This is a genomic window from Blastocatellia bacterium, assembly GCA_035275065.1.
In the GTDB taxonomy this organism is placed as follows: domain Bacteria; phylum Acidobacteriota; class Blastocatellia; order UBA7656; family UBA7656; genus DATENM01.
This window is the reverse complement of the sequence record DATENM010000145.1, coordinates 112,373-130,987: the sequence shown is the minus strand read 5'-3', so window position 1 is coordinate 130,987 and position 18,615 is coordinate 112,373. Positions and strand designations below refer to the sequence as shown.

Below are 18,615 nucleotides of genomic sequence, written 5' to 3'. Positions count from 1 at the left end.
TAGATTGCGCCACAGGCGGGTGACTTTCGTGAACGCAGAATCGCAGGCACAAACGACGGTCTCTTTCTGGGAAGCGTTTCGCTACTGGCTGAAGCTCGGCTTCATCAACTTCGGCGGGCCGGCGGGGCAGATTGCCATGATGCACCGCGACCTGGTAGACCGGCGGCGGTGGATTTCGGAAGCGCGCTTCCTGCACGCCCTGAATTTCTGCATGCTGTTGCCCGGCCCCGAAGCGCAACAATTGGCAATCTACATCGGCTGGCTGATGCACCGCACGGCGGGCGGTGTGGTCGCCGGCGTTTTCTTCGTCATCCCTTCGATCTTCGTGCTGTTGGGGCTGACCTACGTGTATGCGGCTTATGGGAATATCCCTGCGGTCGCGGCGCTGCTTGCGGGCTTTAAGCCGGTCGTCGTCGCCATCGTCGTCGAAGCCATAATGAAGATTGGCAGTCGCGCCTTGAAAGGCTGGGCGCACGTTGCCATTGCGGCGGCGGCATTCGTGGCGATCTACTTTCTGCGCGTCCCCTTCCCGCTGATTGTCATCGTCGCCGGCTTGATTGGCTTGACCGGCGCGCGGCTGTGGCCTTCGCTCTTTGCCGCAAGAGGTATGAAAGAAGCCCGAGCCGGTGATCACTCGCCATCCAGCGACGCGCAGACGGCGCCGCCGGTCATCGAAGACGACGCGCCGCAAGCCGCACACACGCTCGCCTCACGCAGTCGCACGCTGAAGATACTCGCCGCTGGCGTCATACTATGGCTGCTGCCATTTGCGGCGCTCGTCTGGTGGCGCGGCTGGGAGAGCGTGCAAGCGAAGGAGTATCGCTTCTTCACGCAGGCGGCCTTCGTGACCTTCGGCGGCGCCTATGCGGTGCTGGCTTATGTGACGCAGACGACGGTCAATTCATTCGGCTGGCTCACCCACGCGCAGGCGGTTGACGGGCTGGCGCTGGCAGAAACGACGCCCGGCCCGCTCATCATGGTTTTGCAATTCATCGGCTTCATGGCCGGTTGGAATAACGCGCAGGGCATGAATCAAGCGGCGAGCGGCGTGCTGGGGGCGCTGGTGACGACCTACACAACTTTTCTTCCGTGCTTCTTTTACATTTTTATCGGCGGGCCATACATCGAACGATTGCGCGGCAACCAACGGCTGACCGCGGCGCTCAGCGGCGTCACGGCGGCGGTCGTCGGCGTGATCTTAAACCTGGCCGTCGTCTTCGGCGTGGCGGTGATCTGGCCGGCAGGCTGGCGCGGCGGCATCAACTGGTTCGCCGCCGCGCTGAGCGTCGTCGCCTTCCTCGCGCTCTACCGATTCAAAGTGGATGTGCTGTGGGTAGTTCTAGCCGGGGGGCTCATCGGCCTCGCCTACAGCCTGCTATGACTCAAGCGATGCAGCCACAAACAGACGACAGCAAAGGCAAGCGCTTCGCGGGGCGGCTGCGCGCTTCGCTCGCGCTAGAGCGCAACATTGCGGTGATGTCGCTCGCCGTCTTCCTGCTCGGCGCCGGCGAAGAGCTATGGAAGAGTTTCATGCCGAAGTACCTTGAAGCGCTCGGCGCGGGCGCGGCAGCCATCGGCCTGTATGGCACGGCGCGCGATTTCCTCGACGCGATTTATCAATACCCTGGCGGCTACGTCGCAGACCGCATTGGCACGCGTCGCGCCTTGATCCTGTTTGCGTCGCTGGCGGCGGTGGGATATGCGATCTATGCCATCAGCCCAGGCTGGCCGCTCGTCTTCGCCGGCCTAGTCTTTGCGATGGCCTGGGCGAGCATGGCGTCGCCGGCGATGTTCTCGCTGATCGCCGAACGTTTGCCACGCGACCGGCGGGCGATGGGCTTCACGGTGCAGGCGATTCTGAAGCGCGTCCCGGTTCTGCTGTCACCAACACTCGGCGGGCTGCTGATCGGAACGATGGGCCTGGTTCGCGGCGTACGGACGGCGCTCGCAATCACGATTGTCCTCACGGTGGCAGCGATTCTGGCGCAGCGGCGGCTCTATTTCGCGAGCCTTGATATGCCGGCTTCCGCTCCTTTGAGCCTGCGGGCGCAATTCGCGGCGCTGCACCGGGCGCTCAAGCGATTGCTCATCTCAGACATCTTCATCCGAACTTGCGAAGGCATGGTCGGCGTCTTCATCGTGCTATACGCGACCAATATCATCGGCATCACTTCGCTACAATTCGGCGTTCTGGTCGGCGTGCAGATGGCAAGCTCGATAGCTGCTTATTTGCCGGCGGCAAAACTGGCCGACCGCTATGGGCGCAAGCCGTTCGTCGTCGCGACGTTCGTGTGCTTCTCGCTCTTTCCGCTGGCCGTCGTGCTGGCGCACAGCTTCGCGGCGCTGGTGCCAGCTTTTATAATTGGCGGCCTGCGCGAGCTTGGCGAGCCGGCGCGCAAAGCGATGATCGTAGACCTGGCCGACCCCGAGCGGCGCGGGCGCACCGTCGGGCTTTATTATTTGACGCGTAGCATGGCGATCACGCCGGCCTCGGTCGTCGGTGGTTATCTCTGGAAGCTGAGCCCGGCCATTCCCTTCGTGGTCGCCGGCGCGATTGGACTGCTCGGCGTGATTATTTTTGTGGTCACGGTTGATCGTCGTTATGCGGCTTGAATCGGTCGGTGTTCATTCGCTTTGTGCTTTCGCGCGTTTCTCAATGATGGTTGCGATCTCCGTCCAAACTTTGTCCCGCTTGCCGCCGGCTTTCGGAAATTCACTGATGGACTTGCCATCCTCTGGCAAGACTTGCAGGTCTTTCAGCACGGGTTCGCTTTGCCATGTACAAGGGCGAACGATGATGGGGATCACGCGCAGTTGCATTTCCTGGCGACGCTGCGCCAGTTTTGGCTGTTCCTCCTCTTGAATGAAACGCGACGCTAGGTAATCTGGGCTAACCAGCAACAACGCAAGATCGCAATCGCTCATCGCGTCATTGATGGACTTATGCCACTCGTCACCCGGTTCAATTTGCCGGTCTTGCCAGGCGTCAACAATCTTGCGGCGTTGTAGACCGGCAAGCATCGTCACCAGTTCATCCTTGAATCTTTTGTCCTTATGCGAATAGCTGATGAATATCTTGAACGGTGAATTGTCTTCGGCTGCTTGCTTCCCCGCCAAGGTTCGCTCCCACTGCTCGTGCAAGGCTTGACGCAGAGGCGCGAAGCCTGAGTGAGTGAACGGGATGGCGTATAAGTTCAGCACCAGATCGAACAGGCTCACCGGGTAGTGCGTATCGTCGCAAAAACTGCCGGGCGTGCAGTGCTTGAATTCGTGCGCCGCGCTCTGCCCCGTCCGTGCGAGTGAAATCAATTGCCGCCCGCCAAAGCGCGCTTGAACAAGCGGCTTGTCGGCGGCAAGCGCTGCTTTGCCAAACGCCTTTTTATAAGCGGGCGCGTCCACGACAATCACAAAATCATCGGGCTGAACTTGCGCGGCTTGCTCGACGACGTAGACGCCCGCGTCGCGCAAGTCGTGAATGAGTTCTGCGGCCCATTCGGCTTCTTCGGGAAGATGGCTAACGTACGCGCGTGGCATCGCCCAGCCGCGCCGGTAGCCTTTGATCTTTGTCAGTTGCACTTCATAGGCGCTGCGCAAGCGCGCCGCCGCCTCTTCGCGTTGCAGCCACAGCGATGCGCGAATGCCCATGTCCGGCGGCTGGTCAAAGCTCGGCAGGTCGGTCTTCTCGCCGCATTCCTCGCAGTACACGAACCGCTTGCCCTCACGCACGCGCTTAATCACCGTGGCGCGCTCTTGCCGATGACCTTGCGGGCAGATGACCGGCGGGAAGCGCGTCACCTCGACATCGCGCTGGTAGAGGAACTGCTCGAATAGTCCCTGAAACTGCGTGCGCCCACGCGGCGGCAGCCGGTCGCCGTAATATAGCACGACTTCAATTTCGCCCTCGCGGTCTTCGATCAAGCGGAAGCCGCAGATTTCGCCTTCGCCCATTTCATACTGCGCCTGGTTCTGCCACTGGTTGATGCGCGTGAACGACGGCGTGTAGCCGAGCAAGACCACCAGCGACGCGTAGAGGTTTTCCACCCGCCCGCGCACCACGTAAGAGATGTCTTCGGTTGCGGGCATGTCGTCTTGCAGCGGGCGCTTCTGCTTGATGAGGCCGGGGAAGATCAGCAACGTTTCTTCATTCAGCGTCTCGCGGAAGCAGATGTTGTGCTGCAAGAAGCGCAGCACGGCGGCGTCAAGCAGAATCTGGCTTTCGGCTGGCGACAGACCCGCGAGTTCGTCGAACGTGAATTTGCCGTGCAAGAGTTCAGTCTCGCTGACTGCGCCCAGCTCGCGCGGGTGTTTGTCTGCGAGCAAGACGATGGATGAAGCGAGCGTCACCAGCAACTCGGGTATGAGCAAGATATGTTGCTCGCCCGCCGAGCTGCGCAGGATGGTGACATAGCCATGATTTTCCAGATGTCCCACCGCGGTCATCATCTCGGCGTCGGTGAAGCGCCATTCTGCGTCGGTCCCTTGCAGTTGTTCGCGCAAGGCGGAAGGGCTGACCAGCACGCCCTGGCGGTCAGGCTTTTCTTTGAGCGCCAGCACATAGTCTTTGATCCGTTTGAAGGTGACGGTGGTGACCGTCGCCGTCATCTCCTCCCACGGAATCTGCGCCTTGAGCGTTTCGAGCAGAGCTTCCAATCCTTCGCCGCTCAGGGCACTGGTGCTGATGTAGCCGCCGCGGACGCCATAGCGCTGGCAGAACTGATCGAGTTCTTGCTGTGAGAGTGCGGGCGCGCCGCGGTCTACGCGTGCGCCGACGAGCACGGCGGGCGGCAGTTCGCCTTTGCCTTTGAGCTGCTCCAGCCAGAACTGCACGCCCTTGAGCGGTTCTTGCCGATTGCTGGGGTCGAACAGCACCAGCGCGGCGGCGACGTTTTCGAGAAAGATGGAGTGGATTTGCCGATAGACGTGCTGGCCGGCCAAGTCCCACAGCACGGCTTCGCACTCGGTGCCGTCTTTACGCTTGAGGCCGAGTTGCTTGATGGGCCAAAACTGCTGCCCGTGCGTAGAGGAATGTTCCTTGAACTCGTCGTGCGCGAGCCGCCACCCTAGGCCGGTTTTGCCGACGCCCGAATCGCCGACCAAAACGAGTTTGGCGGTGGTGTAATTGACGCTCTCTTGCGCCTGACCGAGCAGGGTAGCTTCATCCAGCTCCCAAATACGGATGATAGTATCCTCTTCGCCAAGGGTGGCTAAAATAGATTTTAGTGGATTAAATGCTACACCTGCATAAAATGGTCCGTCTTTATTTTTTGTTGAACGGATAACAGCTAAATTCTCCCAAGTTTTACAACGCCAGAGGCTTACAGTATTATCATTGGACCTTGATGCAAGTAAGTTACCCTTGGCAGAAAAGGAAACAGAACTAATAGCATCTGTGTGACCTTCTATAACACTAATCTGTTGTCCAGTTCTAGGATTCCAAAGTCGAATACTCTTATCACCCGAGCAGGAAGCGAGCAGTTTTCCATCAGGTGACCAAGTAGTATCAAATACAGAAGATGTGTGTCCCTTTAATTCCTTATCTAGCATCCTAGATCTTATACTCCAAAGTTTAACAGTGTGCGCCACTAAAGCAGACGCAATCATTAATCCATCAGGTGACCATGACAGGCTATAAATTCCATCAGCACCTTGAAAAGTGTGAAGATTCCTCCAAGTCTTAGCATCCCATAGCTGTATACCTTGGTCTCCCTCTGATGCAAGCATCTGACCATCGGGCGACCACGCCACGCTAGCGGGTCGTTTGGAATACCTTCCCAGCGTTTGCAAATGATTACCGCTGTCGGTATCCCACAGGCGGGTGGTCTCAGAATAAGAAGCCGAGGCGAGGCGCTGACCATCCGGCGACCACGCCACACTCATAACCCCATCGGTATCCTGCAAAGTGTGTATACACGCTCCGCTATGCGTGTCCCATATCCGAATGGTTTTGTCCATAGAAGGTGAGGCGAGGTACTGACCATCCGGCGACCATGTGATGCGGTTTATATACCCGGTATGCCCGCGCAAGACGTGGCGCAGGGTGAGGCCGGGCACGGGAGAGCCGCCAATTTCAGTAAAGTCTGTAGTTTGAGATTCTGGTTGTTCAGGTTCTTGTTCGTCCATAGACGCTCCCCTTAGAAGGATGCAAGCTGCTTGTGGCCACAATCTACTGAATCAGAAGCATTGTATCGCCGGGAGAGATTTTAGCTACGGACTCGGATTCTCACAATGGCAAGTGCGCCGGAAATCTGCGCATAATCATGGCGTTCGCATCTTCTCAGTTTGTGGGAGTCAATGAATGGCAGTAGCACTGCATCCGCCGAGTCCGAAACGTCAGCCGATCATGGGTCATCTGATGGGTTTCCGCCGTGACCCGCTGAACTTCTTGCTCGACGCGGCGCGCGACTACGGCGACCTCGTGCATTTCAAGTTCGGGCCGCAGGACATCTTCTTCATCAATCACCCCGACACGGTTCGTGACGTGCTGGTAACCAACAATCGCAACTTCACCAAGAGCCGCGGCCTTGAGATGGCCAAGCGGTTTTTAGGCGAAGGCTTGCTGACCAGCGAAGGCGACTTTCACCGCCGCCAGCGCAGGCTCGCACAGCCGGCGTTTCACCACAAACGCATTCAGGGCTACGCCGACGTGATGGCCCGCTACGGCGCGCGTCACCGCGGGCGCTGGCAGGACGGGCAGACGCTCGACATCTCGCAAGAGATGATGGGGCTGACGCTGGCCATCGTCGGCAAGACCCTGTTCGACGCCGACGTTGAAGGCGAAGCACGCGCCATCGGCGCGGCGCTCACAGACATCATGCATATGTTTGATCGGATCACGACGCCGTTTCCGTGGCTGCTTGAACTGTTACCGCTGCCGTCGAACTTCCGCTTTGCCAGGGCGCGGGCGCGACTCGACGAGACGATCTATCGCATCATCAACGAGCGCCGCGCAGCGGGCGAAGATCGCGGCGACCTGCTCTCCATGCTTTTGCTCGCCACCGACACGGAAGGCGACGGCACGGGCATGAGCGACCGGCAACTGCGCGACGAAGCGATGACGATTTTTCTCGCCGGCCACGAAACCACCGCCAACGCCCTGACCTGGACATGGTTTCTGCTCTCTCAACACCCGGAAGTCGAGGCACGGCTGCACGAAGAGATCGATGCGGTCTTGCAAGGCCGACTGCCAACGGCGGAAGACTTCCCGCGATTGCGTTATACGGAGATGGTGCTGGCCGAAGCCATGCGCCTCTACCCGCCGGCATGGGCCATCGGGCGGCGGGCCATCGGCGATTACCGCATCGGCGATTACACCGTTCCGGCGCGCGCCATCATCTTGATGAGCCCTTACGTGATGCACCGCAACCCGCGGTATTACCTTGAGCCGGCGCGCTTCGATCCAGAGCGTTGGACGACAGCAGCGCGCGAGGCGCGACCGAAATTCGCTTATTTCCCGTTCGGCGGCGGCCCGCGTGTCTGCATCGGCGAAGGCTTCGCATGGATGGAAGGCGTGCTATTGATGGCGACGATTGCGCAGCCGTGGCGGCTGCGGCTCGCGCCCGATCAAACGGTCGCGCCGCGACCGATGATCACGCTCAGAGCGAAGAATGGCATTCGTATGCGGCTGGAAAAAAGAACGGCAGGTGTTTAATCAAACAGGCCGTTGATGTAGGCTTCCGAGTTAAACTCGATCAAGTCGTTCATCTTTTCGCCGACACCCACATAACGAATCGGGATGCCTAGCTCTTTGGCGATGGCGATGACGATGCCGCCTTTTGCCGTGCCGTCGAGCTTGGTCAGCACCAGCCCGGTTACCGGCACCGCTTTGGTGAACTGACGAGCTTGCTCAAGGCCATTCTGGCCGGTCACCGCGTCAATCACCAGCAAGACTTCATGGGGGGCGCTCGTCACTTCACGGCCCGCGATGCGGCGCATCTTCTCAAGCTCCTGCATCAGATTCAGCTTGGTGTGCAGCCGGCCTGCCGTATCCACGATCAGCACATCCGCCTCGCGCGATTTGGCCGAGACAATCGAGTCGAACAAGACTGCCGACGGGTCTGTGCCGGGCTTCTGTTGAATCAGCGGCACCCCCGAGCGCTCGGCCCAGATGCTCAACTGGTCGTTAGCGGCGGCGCGGAAAGTGTCTGCCGCACAGATCAGCACCTCGTTGCCTTCGCTCTTGATGCGGTGCGCCAGCTTGCCGATAGTCGTCGTCTTGCCGACGCCGTTGACGCCGACGATCATCACCACGTAGGGCTTAATGTCGAGCGGCACCTCGGTTTCGGAAGCGACCGTGCCGCGCTGGCGATGGCGGTCGGCGCTGTCGAGAATCGCTTTCAGCTCGTCCTTGATGAGCCGTTTCAACTCGTCCACATCATTGAGCTGTTTGCGGCTGACCTGCTGGCGCGCTTTCTCGATGATGTCGAGCGAGGTTTGCACGCCGAGGTCTGCGCCGATCAGCGCCTCTTCCAGCTCGTCCAGCACCTGTGCATCGATCTCACGCTTAACGCCGACGACGGCTTCAATGCGCTCAGAGAGGGTTTCGCGCGTCGCGGTCACCGCCTCCTTGAGCTTATCAACGATATCCGGCTCCGGCCCTTCGTGGCGGCGCTCGGCGATCTTCTTCTCTTCCTCGGTGGCCTCGCGATTGAGGCCGAGCGAGATGTAAGCGGATTCTTGTTTACGTTTCCAGAATAAAGCCATGAGATAAAGATTGCTCCAATAAATGAGTCGTCAATGTGATCGCCACAAGCGCCGCGTGGAAAGCAAGTTTCAAGGTTAGCACCCGCCACAAAATAGCGTCAACGCAAGCCGCTTTGCAGGTCTTCACCGTCCGTGTATCGCACGAGATTGTTGCGGCGGGCGATCATCACAGGAAGGAGTCCGCGAGGGCAACCGCGCGGCCGTGTGTCGAGCTAGTTTTGAACCTGCACTAAGCAGGTGGGTGACCCGAGTGCGGTCATTGGCATCCCCGATCTTGTGGGGCATTGCTCGTGATCCGCGCTATACCCGGCCCCCGTTTTCTAGGCGTTGGTAAAAAACTAGCAAGTCAATCACGCACTTTGCAGAAGCCCTCTGCCGTTTGCATACTACACAAGCCAAACGGACGCGGTCAAGAATTAACCATGCGCATGCGCGGCTTGACACAGGGGCTCGCCGTGTGAGTTGCATTGCGGTGTGGGGATCGGGCCATAAAAAATGAGGACGAGATCTGCACATCCAGCTTCTCGTCCTCTACCATTCCGCTCACTTCAGGAATTGAGGAGGCACCTCAATTGCTGCTTTCAGTTGATCTATTTTTACCATAACTTCCAGCTCAATGCAATACCCCCGACGGGCGGCTCACCCACTTGGGTAAGCGCGCCAATAATGACAGTGATTTATGCGCCTACGGGCGCTTCATTGCCCGGAAGATTTTCGCCGGCTGGGGGCAGGCTGCCGGGCGTTTTTGCAATCTGCACGGCCGCTGGAATGCCGCCGGAAGCAACTCTTGAAGCGGCCCCTCAGTTGTGTTACAAGAAATCCTAGAACACCACAAAAGTCCCCGCCCCCGGAGAGTTGAGGTCGTATGGCGACGGCAAGCAAAGCCTGTTTCGATTGCGGCATGCCGCTGGTTTTCGGCGTTGCCCAATGTAATTACTGCGGAGCCAAGACCGGCACCGTCTTCGATGAAAGCGCGCCGGTGGCGCTGCCCACTAAATATAGCCGCCTGAAAACCCTGCCCAAACAGATGGATGATCAGACGCGGGTGGAAAAGGCACAGGATCGCGCCAATAACGCGGTCATCCTGGCACTGTCGAGCTTCTTCCCGCTCTTTGGCATCGCCCTGGGGATTGCCGCGATCCTTTACGGAACGTTTTCCATGCGCACGCTGAAAGAGATGAATGTCGAAGACGGGCGCGGCTCGGCGATGGCCGGCATGGTCATCGGCGGTCTCGGAATGATTGCTCAGGGCTGCCTCATCACTTATGCGATGAAGCTGCTGTCCTTCTTCAAGATGTAAAAGGGTCGCGACGGGCGGGCTCGCTCATTTGCGGCCCGCAATCAATGTCGCCTTGATCGATACGTCGAAGTCCGCTTCCAGGCGCTCGCGATCAATGATCGCAACAATGCGCCGGCTGACTTCCTCGCGCCGCGCCGCAGAAATGATCGCCAGCCACTCGTCGAGGAATGTGTCTTTGATCAGCGGTGAATCCATAAAGGCGTCGCCGGTCTCAAAGGTGAACTCCTCTCTGCTTGAAAAGCTTTGCAGGTCGCGCAAGCCGGCGCGCGCGGCCAGCGCTTCGGCATCCGAGATCGTCGGGCGTTCGTTAATCAACGCTTCCAATCGCGCCCACACCTGCTCGTCTATGCCTATATCGTGCAGGGCTTCCCAGTAGATCGAAAAGAATTCGTCGAAGCTGCCGCGTGTTGCCAGCTTCAGCACCACCGGCGCGTCCAATTCGGCGACGCGCAGCATCTCTACGAGCAAAGGCGCGGCGGCGCCGACGTGCAGCAACGAGGCGTCGCCGATGACGCCATCGAACTCACGGTCGGCAAAGCGCAGAGGCGGCGCGCCGCCTTGCTCGAAGGTTACGTCTTCGATCTTTTTCACCAGCGCTTTGGCGCGTGCCAGCTCGATCCGCTCGGCGCTCGGGTCAAGGGCGATGACTTCGCCTTTGCCGCGCATGCGCTCGGCCAGCTCGATGGCGTGCGCGCCGGTGCCGCTGTTGATGTCGAGGATGCGGCCTTCGGTCGGCATCTCGATATTCTCGTTGATCAGCGCGTCAAAACGGTCACGCCAGCCAGGCGTGATGAAAAGGTCATAACGATAGGCTAATTCTTTCTCATTGTTCGTCGTCATACATGATCATGATAGCACGCGGCGAAAAGCGGCGAGAAGAATGGCAAGGCCGGCAATATGTTGGCCGACGAAAGCGCAAGCCGGCTTTGCACGCGGCGGCTCACATCGCTAGAATGCTGCTTTGCGCTGTCATCCGAGTTCGACTATGCAAGAGCGAATCAACTGCCCCGTTTGCTTCCGCGACGTCACCTCGTCGCAAGTTCTCCAGTCCGATGCCATTGACGACACGCTGCGCCCGTTACTTGCCGTCAATATGCACCGCTGGGAGCCCGGCCAGCAAATTTGCGCCGACTGCGTGCGCCGCTACGCCCGCCTGCGCGACGAATTATCGGCCAAGTTTCCGACCTTCACCGAGCAGGAGGTCAAGATCGTGCCGACGCCTTTAAGGCTCGACGCGCCGGACGAGTTTCGCGGGCGCGGCGTCACCATCGCTTTCTTAGACGCAGGCTTCTACGCGCATCCCGACCTGACGCAGCCGCGCAGCCGTTTGCTGAAGTACGTCAACCTCGTCGACCGCACGCGCGTCGCCGATCTGGTCGTCCCTAAGGTCTCATCCTGGCATGGGCTGATGACTTCCGTAGTCGCGGCGGGTAACGGTTACCTATCGAAGGGCCTCTATCGCGGCATCGCCAGTGAAGCCAACGTTGTGCTGATCAAGATCGGCGTCTCGGCGCGCGTCCGCCACCGCGACATCACGCGCGGCCTGCGCTGGGTCATCCGCAACCGCGAGCAGTACAATATCCGCATCGTCAATATCTCGGCGGGCGGCGATTACGAGGCGAGCTACCTGACCGACGAGCTTTCGCAAGCCGCCGAAGACGCGACCCGCGCCGGCCTGATCGTCGTCGCCGCCGCGGGCAATTCCGGCCACCTGCCGAATCATCCGGTGCTGCCGCCGGCTTCGGCGCCTTCGGTGATTACCGTAGGCGGCCTCGACGACAAGAACAATCTCGAATTCGATGACAACGACCTCTACCGTTCGAGCTATGGCCCGACGATTGACGGATTGCAGAAGCCCGAAGTGATCGCGCCGGGCATCTGGGTCGCTGCGCCGATCCTGCCCGGCACGCCGACTTCAGAGCAAGCGATCCTCTTGTCGAAGCTCGAGCATGCGCGCGAGGAAGAGTTGAGCCAGATCATTCGCCAGCATCCGGGGGTTGATGAAGACCTGGATCAGGCGGCGAATCTTGCGCCTTACCTGATCCGCCACCTGGTCTGGATCAAGGTGCGCGACAATAATGTCATCAGCGGCAGCTACAAGCACGTTGACGGCACCAGCTTCGCCGCGCCCATCGTCTCTTCGATTGCGGCGCAGATGCTCGAAGCGGTTCCCGACCTCAAGCCGCACGAAGTGAAGCTGGCATTGATTAAGACGGCGGTGCGCTTGCCGAACGCGCAGGTAGACCGGCAGGGCTGGGGCATGGTGCATCCGCGCGCGGCAATCGCCTATGCCATGGCGATGCGCGGCATCCGCCATTATGAATGGCGCGACTCTACGCCCGCGGCGTAAAGCGGTTTTCGATAAGATGTAGCGCAATCTAATAGATTGCGCTACACCCGATTGCAATCCGCGCTAATTCGCCGGCGTGCAACTGACGCGGTCGCCGCGCAGGCTGACATCATCGATGTACCAGCCGAGCCCGCCGATGTCGATATCGCTACTGAAGTGGAAGCGAATGGTCACGGTCTTGCCGGCATAACTCGACAGGTCAACAATGACTTGCTGATAGCTGCCGAGGCGGCCATCCACCCACGCCGCGCTTCCGGCCAGCGCGCTGCTTCCGCCTTCCCAGACCGTGCCTGTATAACCGCCCTTGATGATCTTCGGCCCCAGGTCTTCAAAGTCGCCGCCCGTCGAAATTTCTAAAATGCCGCCGTCGAACATGCCGCGCTCGAACTCGAACATATGATAAAACGCGAGCTGCAAGTTACGCCCGTCCGCAGGCAGTGTGATCGGCTGCGTCGCCAGATAGGTGTCGGTCGCCTGGCCGGGATCGCTGCTGAACCAGACCTGCGAGCCGCCGTGCGTGCGGCGCGAGCTAAGCGACCATGTGTCTAGCGGCACTTTCTTCTTCTTCTTTTTGAGCAGGCTGGCGTGTGTCCATTTGCTCTCGCCCGATTCGATGTCGTCAGCGAACAGCTCGACCGGCGCGGCGCGGCCAACCATGATCGAGAAGGGCACGCGCGACAGCAGCCCGCCGCTGGTCACGTCGAGCGTGAACTGAATGACGCTGCCGCAAGCGACGCCGCGGTCTACTGTAAAGGCGAACGGCGTCAGGCCGGTGGCCGTCTGGCCCGGCGCGATGTTGGGGAAATCGACCGCCGCGACGGTCACGCTCACGCCCGGCGTCTTCGACGCCAGAACACCGTGACCGCCCGCAAGCGTCACCGGCGCAAGGTCACCGAGGTTAACCTGCATCGTCACGGATTCGCCCGGGTCAGCGAACCCATCAGCCCCGCCCGCGAGTGTAACATTGGCTACCGAAGCCGCCGCCGCTTCTTTGCGCTCGCCGTTATAGACGACCAGCGCGAAATCCTGATCGCTTGCATCATTGTTGCCCGGCACGCCGTCGCCGGCAACGTTTGCGGCGCGCACGCGAACCACGAACGTGCCGACCGTGCCCGCCGGCAGCCAGACCGCTTCGACGTTGTTCCTGGTGTCGGCGACGCCGCCCGGCTGCGACTCCTGCCCGTGAAAGTTGTTGCCGCGATAGACCTGCCCGTTGATCGTCACTTCCAGGTTGAGGTCATTGACCCATGGCGCGGCCCCTGAAAATCCCGGCGCGTCCGTCCAGCAGAGCGTGACACGGAACGGCTGTGTCGCGTCTTTGACTTCACCGGTCAAGACCATCTCCTGGCCGCTGTCGTTAAACACGGTCGTCTGATTCACGAAAAACTTCGGGACGTTATCAAAGGTGCGGTTGAGGTTCATCAATCCCCACCCTTGTTTGACGTGCGGCAGATCGCCTTTCGCTTCGCTCCCGGTCATGTAGCTGGTCGTCGCCAGCAGCAGCGCTTTGATGAGCGCCGCGCTCGGCTCTTCGCCGCGATTGAGGAAGAACTGCCGCGCCAGCGCCGCGCCGCCCGCGACTTGCGGCGTCGAATGGCTGGTGCCCGACGACCATGTGTAGAGCGTCTGGTTTTGCGGGAAGTAGGGCTTGCCGAACGCTTCGCCGCAAACCGACGCGCCGTTGAAGTCGGGGTGCTGCGAAGCGGCGCCGGCCACATGCGTTCCCGGCGCGACAAGGTCAGGCTTGATGCGCCCATCGTAACTCGGGCCGCCCGACGAGAAGAACGCGATGCTCATGGCGTTCTCCGAATCTACATCGCTCACGCCGCAGCCGTCTTTGCCGCCCTGGCGTGTGCTCTGGCTCGCGCCTACAGAAAGCACGTTCTTGGCAGTGCTGGGCGAGCCGACGCGGCTGGTGCCGCCGGAGTTGCCCGCCGCAAAGCACATGAGAATGTCTTGATTGCCCGCCTGCGAGGGCACCGCGTCGCGCGTGCGCGAATCATATTCCTGCGAGTCAATCGAGTAAGAGTTGTCGCCGTCACCCCAACTATTCGACGAGACGCGCGCCCCGTCACGGTAGGCTTCCGAGATCAGCTTGGTGAACGGATCAATCAGGTCGAAGCGGCCCGACGATTTAAAGATTCGTGACGAGCCGATCATGGCGAACGGCGCAATACCCAGCCCCAGGTAATAGCCGTTGCCGTCGCGTCCGTCTTTATCGGCAGTCGCCATGCCTGCGGCAATCGACATGTTGATAGTGCCGTGGCCTTCAACGTCGCCGGGGTCGAGGTCAGACGTGTAATCACGCGCATAAGAAATGCGGCTCTGGCCGCTGCCGTCAAGGAAAGCGGCGTGCAGCTTGTCCGCCGTCGTCGCGCCGCGGTCCAGTCCGGTGTCGGTCACATCAATCGCAAAGTTGAAGCGCGACGTGAAGCCATGCGCTTGCAACCAGCTCATATAGCCCGGCCCGGTCGGCCCTTTGAAATCGCTGGCCAGTTGCCCGGCGACGATCTGTGCCGAGCGCTCGTCGAAGAGTTGCGGCGCGTTCCACGGCTCGATGTTGACGACGTTGGCGAGCGCCGCCAGCTCTGCAACCTTGCTGGCGCTGACGGTCAGTCGCAGGTTGATGAAGTTCAGCACCGGATGCGCGTCGAGCAGCACGGCTGACGCCAGCCGCCGGGCGGCCTTCACGTCGGCGGCGGAAGCACTGTCCGGCGCGCCGGGGTCGGCGGCGACCTGGAGGGCGACGTTGATGAGCGCGTCCCCCTGATCGTGGATCATCTCTTTGAGGCGCGGGTGAATCTTGTAATCGTCGGCGAAGGCCCCTTCCCATTGAACGAACGACTCGCGCGCCGCCATGCGCATCAGGCTACTGGCCGCCGCCGCGGTGCCCCGCACCAGGTAAGCGTTGTTCGGCACATAAGCAATCGGCTCAAGACCGCTGGCGCGCAACGCCTTGAGCCACTCGCTTTTCACCGGGCCGATGAATTGAATCAAGCGCAGCGGCGACGAGATGGTGGTTGATGGCGGGCGAGGACTAGCCGATTGCGCCGTCATCGATGATGCGCCGCCGAACCCAACGAAGCGACCGGGGGCGCTCTCGTCCGTGGTATCAATCGCGCCGGCGCGCAACAGCAAAAGGTTGAAATCGTCGCGCACTTCAAACGAAGGCGGAGTGGTCTCTGAGGTTACCATGTCGTCGTGACGCCGCGTCGCCAGGTCGGCGGCGAGCGCGTCGTTGTCCATTACGAAGAGCCTGTACGAGCCGTAATCGGCCACCTCGATTGCGCCGCTGGCCGCGGCGCGCGCGCGCGCATCGGCGTTGTTCGCATCGATGACGACTTTGCGGAAACGGCCAGGGCTGCGGTAAGCGTGGGCGGCGGCGGTCATCGCACTGCGGCTTGCGGCCAGCCGCTTTGCCGATTGATGAGCGGTGTCGTCCGCGGTTGAAATCAGCCGGCCATCAGCGGCGACTATCATGGTAAGCGCAAAGCTCGCAACGACGAGCAACACAAGCAATCCACGGTTCATAATGCCTCCGGGTTTCAGCTGTCGGCACGGATCAAACGGCGCGCGACGAGCGCCGTGAAAGAAATATAAGATCAATCATCGGGGGTTGACGCGAATGCTGGGAGCCTCAAACGAGCATCGCGGCCAAGCACATTTTACAGAGACGCCGCGGCAACATCCGTTCGCGGCTGTTCAACGCGGGACTGTGCGCGTTGCTTGAAGGCGAAGCCGACCAGTTTCCACTCGCCGCTTTCGTCAATGAAATTCAGCGTCAGGTCGCCCCGCGTCTGTTCAAACGCGGCGCTATAGATCGGCGAAGCGACGCGATCTTTGCCTTCGCCTTCATAGGCCATCTTGATGCGCCGATACTCTTGCAGCTTGCCTTTGGCGGTCAGTTCTTTCAGGCTTTCCAGGATCGTTTCTTTCGTCTGGTTGTCTTTGAACTTCCGAGCGGCGTCCTTATAGATGGCGTCATACTGCGCGGCATTCAAGCGTTGCACAAACAGCGCCGCCGCCTTATCAATATCTCCGGGCGGCGCTTCGTGCGGCAGCATCGAACAGCCTGCCATGAAAAGCGACAACAAGAAAAGAGCCAGTACCTTCCGCATCAAATCCTCATTAATCCGAGTGTACATCACGATTTTGACGAGCAAGAAAAATACCAGCCCTGGCGTTGCCCTACAAGAGGCAGTTGCCAGTTGTCAGTTACCCAGTCCCGTAGGGACGAGATGTTTATAGTTGACGCCGATCATAAGAACGCCAGCCTCGTAGGGGCGAAATGTCAACATCGCGCTCCTACGGAGCTTGGATTCTTTTCCACACTGGTTGCTATAAACATGGCGTCCCTACGGGACTGCCTACTGCGTGCTAAAACGAATAGACCAGCCGTTCGCTGATGATCTGGCCGCTCGATTCGCGCCGCAACCGCATATCGCGGATGGTCGTCGCCGACACCAGGCTCGACACATTGTCGCTGAAGAATTTGACCTCGCTGGCGCTGTCGTCAGCACTCTCCTCTTCCTCTTGATCGGCTTTCTTGACTTTCGGCGCGGGCGGCGCGGTGACTTTGCCGTCGAGCTTGGCCATCAGCTTGTCGAAGACCGGCTTCGCCTCACTGACGCGCACCAGCGCGTAGAAGCTGACCGTCCCGTCAATGCGCGGCGCTTCAGCGGTCGCGGCAGCGGCCTGCGCAATGTCCGCGGCGAACTGCTTGCTCGAAGCTAGCACCAGATATTTTCCAGTGACCGTATAAGCCGCGCCTTTCTCCAGCAACGATTGGCCGAGCACGCGGACGCCAGCGTCATCCTGCCAGGTGAAGCGCGGGTCTACGCCGGCGACGACGAAACGCGCCCGCATCTCTTCGACGATGGCGCGTTCGAGCGCCGCGCGGTCTATCGCCGCTTCGCTCTTCATCTCAACAACCACGGCGCGCTCGAAGTGAACGAATGGCCGGTCGGGATCGGCTTTCGAGCGCGTCAGCTCGCATACCGCCACCGGCGCGAGCCTGGTCATCGCGGCGACGAACGAAGTCGGCCCGGTCTGCGGCGCGGCCTCTGCCTTGCCTTTGCGAGCCGGCGCGTTGCCGCGCGGCGGCGCTTGCTCGTCGTCAACGTCGACGTCAAAGCGCGCATCGAGCTGGCTGTAACGCTCTGTGCGCCCGCCGCTGTCGTCATCCGAGGAAGACGGGCGCGACACATCGGGCCGCGTCGGTTCGGCGGTCGGCAGGTGGCCGAACAGCGCACTGGTCACGGTATCGGCCAGGTCTTCGGCTTTGACCTGTGGATGAATCTCTGCGAGCTGGGCGTCGGCGGGCGCGAACTTCAACAGCGCCGCCGCGTCACTGCCTTTCAACGAGCCCGCTTCACCATCGGCCTGCGAACCGGCCCCCGGCCCCCGGCCCCCGGCCGCCAACTTGAAGTAACGCTGCTCGGTCAACCCTTGCGCCGTGATGCGCAGGTCGAGCAAGCCGCTTTCGATGCCGTTCAACTCTTTGCCGACGTTCTGATGAATCCAGTAGCTGTTGAACAGGCGGTCGCGGTTCAAGCGCGCCTGATCGAGCCAGATCGTCAGGTCGTGCGTGGCGAAACCTTTGGCCTGCTCGGCCAGCGCCATCACGTCGCCGAGCAGCGAATCCGCGCCGTTGGTCTTGACCGCGGCGAGGGCGCGGATCATCAAGCCTTCGCTCGTCGTCACGATCAACTTGCCGCCGACGTGCGCAAAACAGAATTGCTGGCTGAGCCTGCCGCCGTCGGTCTGCACGTCCTTGGCGTAGTAGATGCCGCCGTCGGCATTGCGCTCCTGAAACTGCGGCAGCCTTTTGAACATCGTGGTCAGCAGCGCCCGCTCGCGCGGCAGTTCGGTGACAAAGGCCATGTCGAGCTTGCCGATGTCATAGACCGCCACTGCCGACGCGCCGCCCGCTAGCTCCGTCAGCCGGTCTTCGTCAATGCCGAAGCCGAGCGCCTTTTCAAAGTCGCCGCGACGGTCTTGGAATTTCAAAAAGACGCGCGACTTCGAGAAGGCGGTGTAGCTCGGGCTGGCGTAAAACTTGTTGCGCACGGTCGAAGCCATCCACGCCTTCATCAACGCCGACAGGTCGCGCGCCTGCACATAAACGAGCGCGCCGCGCGGCAGCGCCCCGGCCAATCGCAGTTGATCGGCAAGGGGCCGCTGCGGCTGGCCGTCTGACGCGTGCCACAGCGCCGCAATGACAAGGACGAGAACGACAAACGCTCTTGTGGTTTTCATAACTATC

General features: G+C 60.5%; 11 protein-coding genes and 1 other RNA gene. 5 read left to right on the top strand and 7 right to left on the bottom strand.

The window, feature by feature from the left end; translation table 11 throughout:
* Positions 1-28: 28 nt before the first annotated feature.
* The gene (chrA, locus tag VJ464_27160) at positions 29-1,381 is read left to right on the top strand and encodes a chromate efflux transporter (protein HKQ08831.1); all 1,353 of its coding nucleotides are present in this window, start codon (positions 29-31) and stop codon (positions 1,379-1,381) included.
* 8 nt (positions 1,382-1,389) lie between these two features.
* A complete protein-coding gene (locus tag VJ464_27155) occupies positions 1,390-2,613 on the top strand; it encodes an MFS transporter (GenBank protein ID HKQ08830.1) in 1,224 nt (407 codons plus the stop codon).
* Between the two features lie 12 nt (positions 2,614-2,625).
* On the opposite strand, the gene VJ464_27150 is transcribed toward VJ464_27155, so the two are convergent.
* Positions 2,626-6,120, bottom strand: a complete 3,495-nt coding sequence (locus VJ464_27150; protein HKQ08829.1) for a TIR domain-containing protein — start codon at positions 6,118-6,120, stop codon at positions 2,626-2,628.
* A 175-nt stretch (positions 6,121-6,295) separates the two neighbouring features.
* Between VJ464_27150 and VJ464_27145 the strand changes: the two genes are divergently transcribed.
* The gene (locus VJ464_27145) at positions 6,296-7,648 is read left to right on the top strand and encodes a cytochrome P450 (protein ID HKQ08828.1); all 1,353 of its coding nucleotides are present in this window, start codon (positions 6,296-6,298) and stop codon (positions 7,646-7,648) included.
* Here the strand turns inward: VJ464_27145 and ftsY are convergent.
* Both ftsY and ssrS read right to left on the bottom strand, forming a co-directional pair.
* On the bottom strand, positions 7,645-8,700 hold the full coding sequence (ftsY, locus tag VJ464_27140) for a signal recognition particle-docking protein FtsY (GenBank protein HKQ08827.1): 1,056 nt from the start codon (positions 8,698-8,700) through the stop codon (positions 7,645-7,647). The genes VJ464_27145 and ftsY overlap by 4 nt on opposite strands.
* Positions 8,701-8,885: 185 nt before the next feature.
* Positions 8,886-9,071: non-coding RNA, 6S RNA (gene ssrS, locus VJ464_27135), on the bottom strand.
* A 494-nt stretch (positions 9,072-9,565) separates the two neighbouring features.
* Between ssrS and VJ464_27130 the strand changes: the two genes are divergently transcribed.
* A complete protein-coding gene (locus tag VJ464_27130) occupies positions 9,566-10,000 on the top strand; it encodes a DUF4190 domain-containing protein (GenBank protein ID HKQ08826.1) in 435 nt (144 codons plus the stop codon).
* Positions 10,001-10,024: 24 nt separating this feature from the next.
* Here VJ464_27130 and VJ464_27125 read toward each other — a convergent pair whose 3' ends face one another.
* Positions 10,025-10,840 carry a class I SAM-dependent methyltransferase gene (locus VJ464_27125; protein ID HKQ08825.1) on the bottom strand — a complete coding sequence of 272 codons (816 nt, stop codon included), beginning with the start codon at positions 10,838-10,840 and terminating at the stop codon, positions 10,025-10,027.
* Between the two features lie 145 nt (positions 10,841-10,985).
* Here VJ464_27125 and VJ464_27120 point away from each other — a divergent pair, with 145 nt between their 5' ends.
* Positions 10,986-12,350 carry a S8 family serine peptidase gene (locus VJ464_27120; GenBank protein ID HKQ08824.1) on the top strand — a complete coding sequence of 455 codons (1,365 nt, stop codon included), beginning with the start codon at positions 10,986-10,988 and terminating at the stop codon, positions 12,348-12,350.
* 63 nt (positions 12,351-12,413) lie between these two features.
* Here the strand turns inward: VJ464_27120 and VJ464_27115 are convergent, their stop codons facing one another.
* The 3 genes from VJ464_27115 to VJ464_27105 form a co-directional block, all read right to left on the bottom strand.
* On the bottom strand, positions 12,414-15,881 hold the full coding sequence (locus tag VJ464_27115) for a S8 family serine peptidase (protein ID HKQ08823.1): 3,468 nt from the start codon (positions 15,879-15,881) through the stop codon (positions 12,414-12,416).
* Between the two features lie 134 nt (positions 15,882-16,015).
* Complete coding sequence (locus VJ464_27110) at positions 16,016-16,468, bottom strand: DUF3887 domain-containing protein (GenBank protein ID HKQ08822.1); 453 nt, start codon at positions 16,466-16,468, stop codon at positions 16,016-16,018.
* 259 nt (positions 16,469-16,727) lie between these two features.
* Positions 16,728-18,608: a hypothetical protein gene (locus tag VJ464_27105; GenBank protein ID HKQ08821.1), complete on the bottom strand. Its 1,881-nt coding sequence runs from the start codon at positions 18,606-18,608 to the stop codon at positions 16,728-16,730.
* Between the last annotated feature and the right edge of the window lie 7 nt (positions 18,609-18,615).